This window comes from Streptomyces sp. NPDC050161 (assembly GCF_044460025.1).
In the GTDB taxonomy this organism is placed as follows: domain Bacteria; phylum Actinomycetota; class Actinomycetes; order Streptomycetales; family Streptomycetaceae; genus Streptomyces.
This window is the reverse complement of sequence record NZ_JBITJM010000009.1, coordinates 34,938-47,109: the sequence shown is the minus strand read 5'-3', so window position 1 is coordinate 47,109 and position 12,172 is coordinate 34,938. Positions and strand designations below refer to the sequence as shown.

The window sequence follows — 12,172 nt, the reverse complement described above, 5'->3', positions numbered from 1 at the left end:
TCACCCCAGTGCGCGGTCCAGCAGCGCGCCCCACTGCATCACGACCCGCTCGCGCCGCGCCGTGTCGTCGCTGAGCAGCGTGGCGAGCCCCAGCCCACGGGCCATGTCCAGCAGCCCCTGGACGGTCTCGCGGACACCGGGTACGGATTCGTCCACGCCGAGGAGTTCCACGGCGATGCGGTGGGATTCGCGGCCGACCCTGGCCTCCAGCTCGGTGACGCGGGGCCGCAGCTGTTCCTCGTCGGACGCGGCGACCCAGAGGTGCAGCGCGGCCCGGAACAGCGGCCCCGTGTAGAGGTCGACGACGGCGGTGACGACGGCCTTGCGGTCGACGGCGCCCGCGGCCCGTTCGGGGAAGAGGTCGCGCAGCGCCTGCGAGCGTTCCTCGGCGACGTATTCGACGGCGGCGGTGAACAGGTCCTCGCGGGTGGGGAAATGGTGCTGGGCCGCGCCCCGGGAGACACCGGCCCGCTCCGCGACGACGGCGACCGTGGAGCCCGCCCAGCCGTGCTCCGCCAGGCAGGACACGGCGGCTTCCAGCAGCTTGCGCCGGGTGGCGCGGCTGCGTTCCTGCTGCGGTGCCTTGGCGCTGCGCGGCGTGTTCACCGCGCCCATCGCGGGGCCCTCCGCTCCAGGAAGGCGGTCATGCCCTCGCGGGCCTCTTCGGACCCGAAGAGCCGCGCCGACTCCTCGGCCAGCGCCTCGGTGTCCCGGTCGAACGCCCGCAGCACCTCGGCCGTGACCAGCTTCTTCGACGCGGCGAGCCCCTGCGGCGAGCCCTTGCGCAGGCCGTCGATGACCGGCGCGAGCCCCGCGTCGACGTCATCCGGCGCGAGCGTCACCAGACCGATGCGGGCCGCTTCCGCCGCGTCGAACCGTTCGCCCGTCAGGTAGTAGCGCCCGGCGGCGCGCGGGTCGAGGCGCGGCAGCAGCGGCAGCGAGATGACGGCGGGCGCGAGCCCGAGCCGCGCTTCGGTGAACGCGAAGGTGGCGGCGGGACCTGCGGCCGAGATGTCGCAGGCGCCGAGCAGTCCGAGCCCGCCGGCCCTTACGTGTCCCGTGACGCGGGCGACGACCGGCGTGGGCAGCTCGACGAGGGCGCGCAGCAGCCGGGCCAGGCCCAGCGGCGCGGACGTCGCGGCGCCGGGTGCGGTGGCCTCGGACAGGTCGGCGCCGGCGCAGAAGGTGGTGCCGGTGTGGGTGAGGACGACGGCGCGGGTGGCGTCGTCGGCGGCGGCCTCGTCCAGCGCCCGGCGTAGCTCGTCGACCAGCCGGGCGGACAGCGCGTTGCGGTTGTGCGGCGAGTCCAGGGTGAGGGTGGTGATCCCGCGGTCACGGGCGACCCGCACGAGCGGCCCGCCGCCCGCTGCGGCGCTCTCGGACGCTGCGGCGCTCTCGCACGCTGCGACGTTTTCGGACGCTGCGACGTTCTCGGCGTCGGTGGTGGCGTCGGTCATCAGACCCCAGAACTCCTTTCCCTGGCGCGCAGTTCGCGGCGCGCTCGGAGCGAGCGCAGGCTCGGCGGCCTTCCGAGGGTGACAGCGCCAGGGAGAACAATCAAGCGCGCTTGCATGGTTTATCGGACCGAGGCAGCGGCTCGGCCGGACCCGGCCCGCGGGGCATCGGGAACGGCGCTCCGTCCGCCGGAACACGAACGGACGGGCCCATGACCGAAATCCACGCCCGAGAAGGCCACTATGACCGTGTTCCACCCGGTCCCATTCACTCAAGGTCGGCCCGCTTTCCAACGACCGAACGGGCAATAGACACCGTTATCCCTGACAGGTTGAATGACACGAAGCGACTCGCGTGACGTCAGTGACGAATGCGATGAAGGCCGAGCTGCTTTCCTCGGGCAGCACTGCAGGGAAACTGACGGAGAGTACGGTTTTTGCGCAGCGCCGCCAGGGCAGCATCACCGGCAGCCCCACCTTGCGGGCACTTCAGGTCCGAGTCAGCCGTATGCGCATGCCATGAGAAAGGGCATTGCTTTGCTGATCTGCGGTATCAAGGTTTCACATGACGGCGGCATAGCGGTAATCGACGGAAACCGCCTGGTCTTCAGCATCGAGGCAGAGAAGATCGACAACTCCCCGCGTTACAGCCCACTGGGAGATCTCCGCCGAGTGCCGGACATTCTCAGGTCCGAGGGTATGGAGCCCGAGGACATCGACCGCTTCGTCGTAGACGGTTGGCGGACGTCCGCCAAGAACCCGTGGACCGTATCCACATCCAAGGACGGAGAACCAACGTTCCTTCCCGTAGCGCCTTACGTGGACGGTTCCCTGTCAACCGACCCCCTGCACCGCTACACCTTCACCGCACACGACTTCAGCAAGAGAACTCCCGGCTACGCCAGCTACCACCACGTGGCGAACCACCTGATCGGCGCCTACTGCTCCAGCCCTTTCGCCGCACAGAGCCACGACACTCTCGCCCTTGTGTGGGACGGCGGAATTACGGCGCGGCTGTACGAAATCACGCCGCAGGAGGGGTCCGTCAGGCTCGTGGACCGCCTACTGCCGTTCCGTGGCAGGCTGTTCTCCCTCTTCTGCTCCAACTTCGCGCCATTTCGCGCAAACACCCCGCACATTGACCAGGAAGCGGAGAAGCGGCACCACCACTCCGTCCCCGGAAAGGCAATGGCCTACACGGCATTGGGCAAGGTTGAGGAGGGCGCGCTCCCCGTTCTCGACGCTGCCCTCGGCGGCATGTCCGAGGCGGCCAGGGAGAACAGCATCGCCCTGGACCGAGAGTTGGTCGCCGAGCGCGAGCGTCTCTTTCCCGGCATGTCGGATGCCGACCTCATCGCGACCTTCCAGGAATATCTTGGCCGCGCTCTCGTATCCGCCCTCTCGGCCGTGGTGCACAGCAAGTACAAAGGCCGGTATCCGCGTCTTGTGATGGCCGGAGGCTGCGCTCTCAACATCAAATGGAACTCGGTGATCCGGGCCACCGGGCTCTTCGATGAGATCTGGGTTCCGCCGTTTCCCAATGATTCCGGCGCCGCTATCGGCACCGCCTGCTGCGAGATGGTGCACAGCACGCAACACCACTCTCTCGCCTGGGACGTCTACAGCGGCCCACGCCTCCAACAGGACGGGGCCTTGCCGGAAGGATGGCAAGTACGGGACTGCGACGAACGCCAACTGGCCGAACTGCTGCACACCGACGGATCACCCGTCGTCGTCCTCTCCGGCCGCGCAGAGCTGGGGCCAAGGGCACTGGGCAACCGCAGCATCATCGCTCCCGCCACCAACGCCGGGACCAAAGACCTGCTCAACGCGATGAAGGACCGGGAAGCCTACCGCCCCGTCGCACCGGTCTGCCTCGCGCACCGGGCCGGTGAGGTGTTCGATCCGGGCTGCGACGACCCGTTCATGCTCTTCGACCACCGCGTACGTCCACAGTGGGTGAACCGCATTCCGGCGGTCATCCACCTCGACGGCACTGCGCGGCTGCAGACGATCAGCCGCACATCGAACAGCGCCACCGCGCGCATCCTCACGGCCTATGAGGAACTGACCGGCATCCCCGTCCTGTGCAACACCAGCGCCAACCACAACGGACGCGGCTTCTTCCCGGACATCGCATCGGCCGCCGCATGGGGCCGCGCCCGCTACATCTGGTCGGACGGCCGCCTCTTCATCCATCCGGAGCAGGCCGGCAAGTCCTCGCCTTCCCGACTGTGAGAGGGACACGCCGGGGGTAGGCGCAATCGCCCTGGACACCGGCCGGCTCGGCTCGGCTCAACTGGGCCGAGCCGGCGTCCGTCATCAGCCCCCTCAGTACAGTGTCGCCATGATTCGCGCTGTGGTCTTCGATGTCGGTGAGTGCCTGGTCGACGAGACACGGGAATACGGAACCTGGGCGGACTGGCTGGGCGTTCCGCGCCATACCTTCGCAGCGATGTTCGGTGCGGTCATCGCGCAGGGGCGGGATTACCGGGAGGTTTTCCAGGAATTCGCTCCGGGTTTCGATCTCGACGCGCAGCGCCAGGCACGCGCGGACGCCGGCCGACCGGAGCACTTCGATGAGAGCGACCTGTACTCGGACGTACGACCGGCACTTGCACAACTGCGAGCCGATGGGCTGCGGTTGGGGATTGCGGGCAATCAGACCGTACGGGCGGGCGGCATCCTCCGCGAATTGTTCAGCGACGATGTCGACCTGATCGGCACATCGGACGACTGGGGCGCCGCCAAGCCCGACCCGCTCTTCTTCGAACGGGTCGCCGACGCCGTCCCGTTCACAGCGGATGAGATCCTCTACGTCGGCGACCGGGTCGACAACGACCTCAGGCCAGGGGCCGCGGCCGGGATGCGCACCGCACTGATTCATCGGGGCCCGTGGGCGACGATCCAGTGGAATACGGCCGAGGCTCGTGACCTGCCGACGTTCCGCATCGCATCGCTGATGGACCTGCCCGAGGCCATCACGAAGTTCAACGGGCCAGGGCACTGACTGTCATCGTCCATGCGTGGGCGCCTTGCCCCACACACGGAGAAGGGCCCAGCGCTGACAACGCAGGGCCCTTCTCCATACCAGCGCGCGAGGCCGCGGGGTACCGTTCTGATGTCGAGTCAGAACGGAGTTCAGTATGCCTGCCATCCCGTCTGAGCACACCGGTGCGCGCGTCGCGCGCCTTCGCGGCATCCATCATCTGACGCAAACGGGGCTAGCCCAGCGCGCCAACGTATCGACTTCCCTCATCAGCAAGGTCGAGCAGGGAAAAGCCCCGGCAAGTCCGGCGTTCATCGGAGCAGTTGCCCGCGCCATGGGCCTCTCGACAGCGGACATCACTGGTCAGCCGTACATAGAGGAACTGCGCGCCGACCAGATCGACAGGCTGATCCAGCCGATCCGCGAGGCGCTGGACGTCTACGACCTTGGCGCAGACCCGGAGATCCGGCCTCGGCAACAGTTGGCTCTGGACGCAGCCGCAGACCAACTGTGCGCGATGGTCCGTGAAACGAACATCAAAGCCGTCACGGCGGAGTTGCCGGCTCTCATCCACGAGGCGACTACGGCCGCCTATCTGAGCCCGTCGGACGATATGTGGCGCACGCTGGCTTCGCTGTACAGGACGGCGTACGACGTTTCGACGAAGCTCGGGTACACCGACCTGGCGACACTGGCCCTGGACCGACTGGATTGGGCGGCGGCCCGTGCCTCCGACCCGGTACTGGGGACGCTTCGCCAGTACCTGCGAGGTCTGGCCTACCTGCGGGCCGCCCAATACACCACCGGAAAGCGGCTGGTCGGAATAGGGCTACGGACCATCGAACAAGCGGAAGCCGGGCTGTTGCGGGACGTGGTGACCGGGCAGCTACACCTGGGCGCGGCCATCCTCGCGGCCAGGGACCAGCGCGAGGACGACGTCGCGGGGCATCTCTCTGAGGCACAGCTCATCGCCGACCGCACTGGACCTGCCGAACAGGCGCTATGGGTCAGCTTCGGCCCAGCGAACGTGACCCTTCACCGCGTGGCGGCGCTCGCAGAGATGGACAAGTATGCCGATGCGGTACAAGCGGCCCGCGGCGCCGACCTGAGTACGTTGCCGCCATCACGAGTCGGCCACCACTACGCGGATCTGGCACGGGCGGAAATGTGGTCCGGCAAACCGGAGGACGCGTACGCCTCGCTCCGGCGCGCGCGCTCGGTCGCACCGCAGCAGACGCGGTACAGCCCGTTGGTGCGGCAGACAATGGAAGACCTGACGTCGCACTACCGATCAGTGCCGGAATCGTTCGCCAACTATGCCCACTGGATCGGCATGTGACCCGAAGTAGCAGCGGGTAGAGGTTTGGCCCCAACTATCAAAAAGCTTTGATAGTTGGGGCCTTCGCACTTCGTCACCCTGATGTTGTGAGTTACACAACAGCCGGGGAGTCACAGTGAAGACGCATCCACCAGAAACCGAATCGCTACGCGCCGAGTTCGACCCGGCCGATGCAGAGATCGCTACGGCGGCGATCAACGCAGCCATGCGGCTGGCGGCGGGGCAACCTGACCGCACAATGCTGGTCGAACTGCAGCAGGCACTACGTGGTCACATCGCGCTTCTACTGCCCCTGGCACGGAAATCGGCCCGCGCCCCGCGGCACGGCAGTGTCGAGGCGAATCGGCTGACGGCTCGTTTCGACAGCATTGAGAAACAAACGCGCCGAGATCTGCCGACAGGACCACTCTCCGCCAACGTCCAGGTGCAGCAACTTGCCCACGACTGCCAATGGTTACTGGCACGGTGCGGCGATGGTGGCTCGTGAGTGACGCACCTCTCCACGCCTACGCATACGTCTACGACCGGACCCCCGCCCACCATTCCCGACGCCTGCTGGACATGCGCCTCCTGGGCTGCCGGAACACCGCCGAGCGTTACGGATGGCAGGTCGTCGGCGTCTGGATAGACCGCGGGGTCGACGCCTTGCACGAACTCCCGTCACAGCGGCCGGAGTTCATGAACCTCGTGCGGCAGCTGACGGCCGACGGGCATGCACTCGGGCGCCCCGTGGTGTGTCTGGTGCACAACTGGGACCGCCTCAGCGCCGACCATGCCGTCCGCAGCGCGTTCCAGCGCCACATCGCGGGCGCCGGCGGCCACACCGCCACGACGTTCGAGGAGTCCGACCTGCGCACCCTCAACACCTTCACCAGGAGACATCCGTGACGGATGGCGCGAGCTTTCGCAGCCGGACCTGTGGGACCGGCGCGTGAGCGACAACTCAAGTACACAGCCAGGAAAGGACTTTCCCATGACCACCCCCGAACGCTGCGACACCTGCGGCACCACCGAAGGCGTAGCGGAGGTCTACCAGCACGCGGCCTCCGGTCCCGGCTGGGAACTACCGCTCTGCGAGCCCTGCGCCCGCACCCCGCGGCAGTCGCCTCTCCATGTTCCCGAGGCGCACCCGCGGGCCGCGCGGGCCGACGCCTTCCGCGTCGGCAACCGGGGAGGCGCCAGGTGACCGTCTCCGAACGCTGCGATTGCGGTTCCACCCGGGGCCTGCGCGACGTCTACATCGACACCGCCTCCGGGCCGTGCGTCATCCGCACACTCTGCGGCCACTGCGCGCCCGGCCCGAACGCCTTGGACGCGGTTCCCTGGAAGGGCACTGACCCGCCACCTCATGTCGCCTCATCACCTCTGAACTGCTGGCCGGGGACCGGCACATGAGCAGCACCGCTGCGGCGTAGGCGACACCGCCCCGGGCGCCGGCTCGGCTCGGCTCAGCTGGGCCGAGCCGGCATCCGTCATCAGCCCACGGAACGCCGCTCCCGCTCCCGGAGCTCCCGCCGCAGGATCTTCCCCGTCACCGCGCGCGGCACCGCCTCGGTGAATTCCACGTGGCGGATGCGTTTGTACGGGGCGACACGGGCGGCGGCGTACGTGAGGATGTCGTCCGCGCTCAGTTCGGCGCCCTCGCGGCGCACGACGTATGCCTTGGGGAGTTCGTTGCCGGCTTCGTCGGGGACGCCGATGACGGCGGCGTCGGTGATGTCGTCGTGGGTGAGGAGCAGGGCTTCCAGTTCGGCGGGGGCGACTTGGTAGCCCTTGTACTTGATGAGTTCCTTGACGCGGTCGACGACGTGCAGCCAGCCGTTCTCGTCGGTGCGTCCGACGTCGCCGGTGTGCAGCCAGCCGTCGGGGGTGATCATGGCGTCGGTTTCGGCGGGCCGTCCCAGGTAGCCCTTCATGACCTGGGGGCCGCGGAGCACGATCTCGCCGCTGTGGCCGGGCGGCAGGTCCTCGCCGGTTTCCAGGGAGACGATGCGCATTTCGGTGTTGGGGAGCAGCTTGCCGACGGCTCCCGGTGGGGCGTTCTCGGTGCCGCGCGGCACCGCGTGGCTGCCGGGTGACAGTTCCGTCATGCCGTACGCCTGGAGGATGGGTGGCAGGCCCAGGCGGCGGGAGCAGGCGGCGGCCAGTTCGGCGTCCAGGGGTGCGGCGGCGCTGACGAGGTACTCCAGGGAGGAGAGGTCGTAGCGGGCGACCAGGGGGTGCTTGGCCAGGGCGAGCACGATGGGGGGTGCGGCGTAGACGGCGGTGATGCGGTGTTCGGCGATGGCCGCGAGGAACTGTTCCAGGTCGAAGCGGGGCAGGACGACGACGGTTGAGCCGTTGCGCAGCGGGGCGTTCATGAGGGACGTGAGGCCGTACAGGTGGAAGAACGGCAGCACCGCGAGTACCCGGTCGCCTGGGCCGCTGGAGATGAGGCTGTCGAGCTGGGCGAGGTTGGTGGCGATGCTGCGGTGGGTGAGCATCACGCCCTTGGGGGTGCCGGTGGTGCCCGAGGAGTAGGGGAGGACGGCGAGGTCCTGGGCGGGGTCGATGGTGACGTCGGGTTCCGGTGCGGTGGAGGCGAGCAGGTCGAGGAGGGAGCGGTGGCCTGCGGCGCGGTCGCAGACGAAGATCTCGGTGATGCCGCCTGCCAGGTCGGCGGCGGCGCGGGCGGTGTCGAGCAGGGCGGCGACGGTGACGAGCCAGCGGGCGCCGGAGTCCCCCAGCTGTTTGCCCAACTCCTCGGCGGTGGCGAGCGGGTGGACGGTGGTGACGGCGGCGCCGCAGCGCGAGGCGGCGTAGAAGACGGCGGGGAAGGCCAGGCTGTTGGGGCTGTGCAGGGCGAGCACGTCGCCCTTGCGGAGTCCGGTCTCGGCGAGGGCGGCGGCGATCCGGCGGCTGTGGTGGTCGAGTTGGGTGTGGCTGAGGGTGGTGCCGTCGGTGCCGTCGATCAGTGCCGGGTGGTCGCCGTGTGCGGCGGCGCGCCCGAGTACGTAGGAGTGGATCGGCTCTTCCACGGGGGTGATGGCGGGGTACTCGCTGTGGAATACGTGGGACACCGTGCTGGGTCCTTCCCCTGGGGTGGCGGGAGCGGGCGCCGGCGGGCCGGCGCCCGGGGGATGCGCGCCAATACAGCGGATCTCGGTACGACTACGGCGGATCTCGGTACGGCTACAGCGGATTTCCGTACGACTACAGCAGATCTCAGTACGACTTGGGCAGTCCCAGGGACTGGTGGGACACGTAGTTGAGGATCATTTCGCGGCTGACGGGGGCGATGCGGGCCACCCGGGCGGCGGTGATCAGGGACGCCAGGCCGTACTCCTGGGTCAGGCCGTTGCCGCCGAGGGTGTGGACGGCCTGGTCGACGGCGCGTACGGCGGCCTCGCCGGCCGCGTATTTGGCCATGTTGGCGGCCTCACCTGCGCCCATGTCGTCGCCCGCGTCGTAGAGGTGCGCGGCCTTCTGCATCATCAACCGGGCGAGTTCCAGGTCGATGTGGGCCTGCGCGAGGGGGTGGGCGATGGCCTGGTGGGCGCCGATGGGCTCCTTCCAGACCTGCCGGGTGCGGGCGTAGTCGACGGCCCGTTCGAGTGCGTAGCGGCCCATGCCGAGGGCGAAGGCTGCGGTCATGATGCGCTCGGGGTTGAGGCCCGCGAAGAGTTGCAGCAGCCCGGCGTCCTCGTCGCCGACCAGCGCTTCGGCGGGCAGCCGCACGTCGTCGAGTGTCAGCTCGAACTGCTTCTCGGGGGCGGCGAGTTCCATGGTGATGGGGCTGCGGCCAAAGCCGGGGGCGTCGCGCGGGACGATGAAGAGGCAGGGCTTGAGGCGGCCGGTCTTCGCGTCCTCGGTGCGGCTGACGATGAGGGTGGCGTCGGCGATGTCGACGCCGGAGACGAAGACCTTGCGGCCGTTGAGTATCCAGTCCGAGCCGTCGCGGCGGGCGGTGGTGGTGATGCGGTGCGAGTTGGATCCGGCGTCGGGTTCGGTGATGCCGAAGGCCATTTTGCGGCTGCCGTCGGCGAGTCCTGGCAGCCAGGTCCGCTTCTGTTCGTCGGTGCCGAAGCGGGCGATGACGGTGCCGCAGATGGCGGGTGAGACGACGAGCATGAGGAGGGGGCAGCCCGCCGCACCCAACTCTTCGAGTACGAGGGAGAGTTCGGCGATGCCGCCGCCTCCGCCGCCGTACTCGTCGGGGAGGTTGACGCCGAGGTAGCCGAGTCCCGCGGCCTCGTTCCACAGGTCGTCGGTGTGCTTGCCGTCGGCGACGACGCGGGTGAAGTACTCGCGTCCGTAGCGCTTGCCGAGCGCGGCGACGGCGCTGCGCAGGGCACGGTGTTCCTCGGTCTCGATCACAGGGTTGCTCATGGCGTTGCTCATGGCTGCTCCATCTGTGCGGTGGGTGAGGGGCGCGGACACACCCCGAGGGGCGGGCGCCTGCGGTCAGTCGGCGACGACGGCGAGGAGGGTGCCGACCTCGACCTGTGCGCCGGCCGTGACCGGCAGGCTGGCCAGGGTGCCGGCGGCGGGTGCGGTGATCTTGTGTTCCATCTTCATGGCCTCCAGCCACAGCAGCGGCTGCCCGGCTTCGACCGCGGCGCCCTCGGCGAGTCCCGGCGCGATGCGGATGACGGTGCCCGGCATCGGCGCGAGCAGCGAGCCGGGTTCGGCGCGGGCCGTGGGGTCGGGGAAGCGGGGCAGGGCGGTGAAGGCGTGGGCGCCGGTCGCGGTGTCGGTGTGGATGCGGTCGCCGTAGCGGGCGACGGTGAACTCCCTTCGCAGGCCGTCCACTTCGAGGACGACGCGGTCGGCGGCGAGGTCCAGCAGGCGGGCGCCGGGGAAGTCGTCGGCGTGCAGCCCCGCGCGGTCGATGCGGTAGCGGATCTCGTGGGTGGCCGCGTCGCCGCCGTCGCCCGCGTAGCTCTTGGACTGCGGCTGCGAGGGGACGTTGCGGAAGCCGCCGAAGCGGGAGCGGCCGTGCGCGTCGGCGAGTGCGGCGGCGAGCGCGGCGAGCCGTTCGCGGGCGGCGCGGGCGGTGTCGCGGGTGGTGAGGGCGGCGAGGTGGCGCTCGTAGAAGCCGGTGTCCAGGCCGGTGGCGGCGCTGAACTCGGGGTGCCGCAGCGAGCGGACCAGCAGGTCGCGGTTGGTGACGGGGCCGTGGATGCGGGCCCGTTCCAGGGCGTGTGCGAGCTTGCGGACGGCTTCGGTGCGGGTCGGCGCCCAGGCGATGACCTTGGCGAGCATCGGGTCGTAGTGCGCGGTGACGGTGTCGCCGTCGGTGACGCCGGAGTCGAGGCGGACGGCGCCGGGTACGGACAGCCGGTGCAGGGTGCCGGTCTGCGGCTGCCAGCCGGCGGCGGGGTCTTCGGCGTAGAGGCGCGCCTCGACGGCGTGGCCGCGCGGCTGCGGCGGCGCGGCGTCCAGCGGCTCGCCCCGGGCGACGCTCAGCTGGAGCGCCACCAGGTCGAGCCGGTAGATCTCCTCGGTGACGGGGTGCTCGACCTGGAGGCGGGTGTTCATCTCCAGGAAGTGCGCCCGGCCGTCGGCCGACACCAGGAATTCGACGGTTCCGGCGCCGCGGTAGCCGATCGCGCGGGCGGCCTGCGCGGCGGCCTCGTGCAGGGTGTGGCGCAGCGCGTCCGGGAGGCCGGGTGCGGGTGCCTCCTCGATGACTTTCTGGTGGCGGCGCTGGAGGGAGCAGTCGCGGGTGCCGAGGGTCCAGACGGTGCCGTGCGCGTCGGCGAGTATCTGCACCTCGACGTGGCGTCCGCCGACGACGTACGGCTCGACGAACACCTCGCCGTCACCGAACGCCGCGGCGGCTTCGGCCCGCGCCGCCCCCAACTCCCCTTCCAGCGCGTCCAGTTGCTCAACGATCCGCATGCCGCGTCCGCCGCCGCCCGCCGCCGCCTTCACCAGCAGCGGCAGCTCGGCCTCGGTGGCGAGCGCCGGGTCGACGGGCGCGAGGAGCGGCACGCCGGCCGCCGCCATCAGCTCCTTGGCGCGGGTCTTGGACGCCATCGCCTCGATGGCGGCGGGCGGCGGGCCGATCCAGGTCAGCCCGGCGTCGGTGACCGCGGCGGCGAAGGCGGCGTTCTCGGAGAGGAAGCCGTAGCCGGGGTGGACGGCGTCGGCGCCCGCGTCCAGGGCCGCCTTCACGACGAGGTCGCCGCGCAGGTAGGTGTCGGCGGGCGCGTCGCCCGGCAGCCGTACGGCGGTGTCGGCTTCCCTGACGTGCGGGGCGCGGGTGTCCGCGTCGGAGTGCACGGCGACGGTGGCCAGGCCCGCCTCCCGGCAGGTGCGGAAGACCCGGCGGGCGATCTCGCCGCGGTTGGCGACGAGGACGCAGGTCAGCGGGGCGGGGGTGGCCGCTGGGGGCGAAGTGGTCAT

11 protein-coding genes are annotated in these 12,172 nt (G+C 69.8%); 6 read left to right on the top strand and 5 right to left on the bottom strand.

Annotation, left to right across the window (positions count from 1 at the left end):
- Window positions 1-615 carry a TetR/AcrR family transcriptional regulator gene (locus tag ACIBK8_RS17150; RefSeq protein WP_399042655.1) on the bottom strand — a complete coding sequence of 205 codons (615 nt, stop codon included), beginning with the start codon at window positions 613-615 and terminating at the stop codon, window positions 1-3.
- Complete coding sequence (locus tag ACIBK8_RS17145) at window positions 603-1,457, bottom strand: enoyl-CoA hydratase family protein (protein WP_399042654.1); 855 nt, start codon at window positions 1,455-1,457, stop codon at window positions 603-605. Before ACIBK8_RS17145 ends, ACIBK8_RS17150 begins: the two co-directional genes overlap by 13 nt.
- A 516-nt stretch (window positions 1,458-1,973) precedes the next feature.
- Between ACIBK8_RS17145 and ACIBK8_RS17140 the strand changes: the two genes are divergently transcribed.
- The 6 genes from ACIBK8_RS17140 (at window position 1,974) to ACIBK8_RS17115 (ending at window position 6,968) form a co-directional block, all read left to right on the top strand.
- Complete coding sequence (locus ACIBK8_RS17140) at window positions 1,974-3,692, top strand: carbamoyltransferase N-terminal domain-containing protein (protein ID WP_399042653.1); 1,719 nt, start codon at window positions 1,974-1,976, stop codon at window positions 3,690-3,692.
- 109 nt (window positions 3,693-3,801) lie between these two features.
- Complete coding sequence (locus ACIBK8_RS17135; RefSeq protein WP_399042652.1) at window positions 3,802-4,464, top strand: HAD family hydrolase; 663 nt, start codon at window positions 3,802-3,804, stop codon at window positions 4,462-4,464.
- A gap of 136 nt (window positions 4,465-4,600) precedes the next feature.
- The gene (locus ACIBK8_RS17130) at window positions 4,601-5,782 is read left to right on the top strand and encodes a helix-turn-helix domain-containing protein (protein ID WP_399042651.1); all 1,182 of its coding nucleotides are present in this window, start codon (window positions 4,601-4,603) and stop codon (window positions 5,780-5,782) included.
- Window positions 5,783-5,897: 115 nt separating this feature from the next.
- Window positions 5,898-6,269 carry a DUF6415 family natural product biosynthesis protein gene (locus ACIBK8_RS17125; RefSeq protein ID WP_399042650.1) on the top strand — a complete coding sequence of 124 codons (372 nt, stop codon included), beginning with the start codon at window positions 5,898-5,900 and terminating at the stop codon, window positions 6,267-6,269.
- A complete protein-coding gene (locus ACIBK8_RS17120; RefSeq protein WP_399042649.1) occupies window positions 6,266-6,670 on the top strand; it encodes a hypothetical protein in 405 nt (134 codons plus the stop codon). The genes ACIBK8_RS17125 and ACIBK8_RS17120 overlap by 4 nt, the downstream gene beginning before the upstream one ends.
- An 85-nt stretch (window positions 6,671-6,755) precedes the next feature.
- The gene (locus ACIBK8_RS17115; RefSeq protein ID WP_399042647.1) at window positions 6,756-6,968 is read left to right on the top strand and encodes a hypothetical protein; all 213 of its coding nucleotides are present in this window, start codon (window positions 6,756-6,758) and stop codon (window positions 6,966-6,968) included.
- 289 nt (window positions 6,969-7,257) lie between these two features.
- Here the strand turns inward: ACIBK8_RS17115 and ACIBK8_RS17110 are convergent, their stop codons facing one another.
- From ACIBK8_RS17110 to ACIBK8_RS17100, 3 genes are all read right to left on the bottom strand, one after another.
- On the bottom strand, window positions 7,258-8,841 hold the full coding sequence (locus ACIBK8_RS17110; RefSeq protein WP_399042646.1) for a 4-coumarate--CoA ligase family protein: 1,584 nt from the start codon (window positions 8,839-8,841) through the stop codon (window positions 7,258-7,260).
- 145 nt (window positions 8,842-8,986) lie between these two features.
- Complete coding sequence (locus tag ACIBK8_RS17105) at window positions 8,987-10,150, bottom strand: acyl-CoA dehydrogenase family protein (RefSeq protein WP_399042828.1); 1,164 nt, start codon at window positions 10,148-10,150, stop codon at window positions 8,987-8,989.
- A gap of 75 nt (window positions 10,151-10,225) precedes the next feature.
- Window positions 10,226-12,172, bottom strand: coding sequence for an acetyl/propionyl/methylcrotonyl-CoA carboxylase subunit alpha (locus ACIBK8_RS17100; protein ID WP_399042644.1), 1,947 nt, complete (start codon window positions 12,170-12,172; stop codon window positions 10,226-10,228).

Coding starts and splice junctions, on each gene's coding strand:
- ACIBK8_RS17105 (WP_399042828.1), bottom strand. CDS start 10,150: ATGAGCAACCCTGTGATCGAGACCGAGGAACACCGTGCCCTGCGCAGC.
- ACIBK8_RS17135 (WP_399042652.1), top strand. CDS start 3,802: ATGATTCGCGCTGTGGTCTTCGATGTCGGTGAGTGCCTGGTCGACGAG.
- ACIBK8_RS17140 (WP_399042653.1), top strand. CDS start 1,974: ATGAGAAAGGGCATTGCTTTGCTGATCTGCGGTATCAAGGTTTCACAT.
- ACIBK8_RS17115 (WP_399042647.1), top strand. CDS start 6,756: ATGACCACCCCCGAACGCTGCGACACCTGCGGCACCACCGAAGGCGTA.
- ACIBK8_RS17145 (WP_399042654.1), bottom strand. CDS start 1,457: ATGACCGACGCCACCACCGACGCCGAGAACGTCGCAGCGTCCGAAAAC.
- ACIBK8_RS17150 (WP_399042655.1), bottom strand. CDS start 615: ATGGGCGCGGTGAACACGCCGCGCAGCGCCAAGGCACCGCAGCAGGAA.
- ACIBK8_RS17130 (WP_399042651.1), top strand. CDS start 4,601: ATGCCTGCCATCCCGTCTGAGCACACCGGTGCGCGCGTCGCGCGCCTT.
- ACIBK8_RS17100 (WP_399042644.1), bottom strand. CDS start 12,172: ATGACCACTTCGCCCCCAGCGGCCACCCCCGCCCCGCTGACCTGCGTC.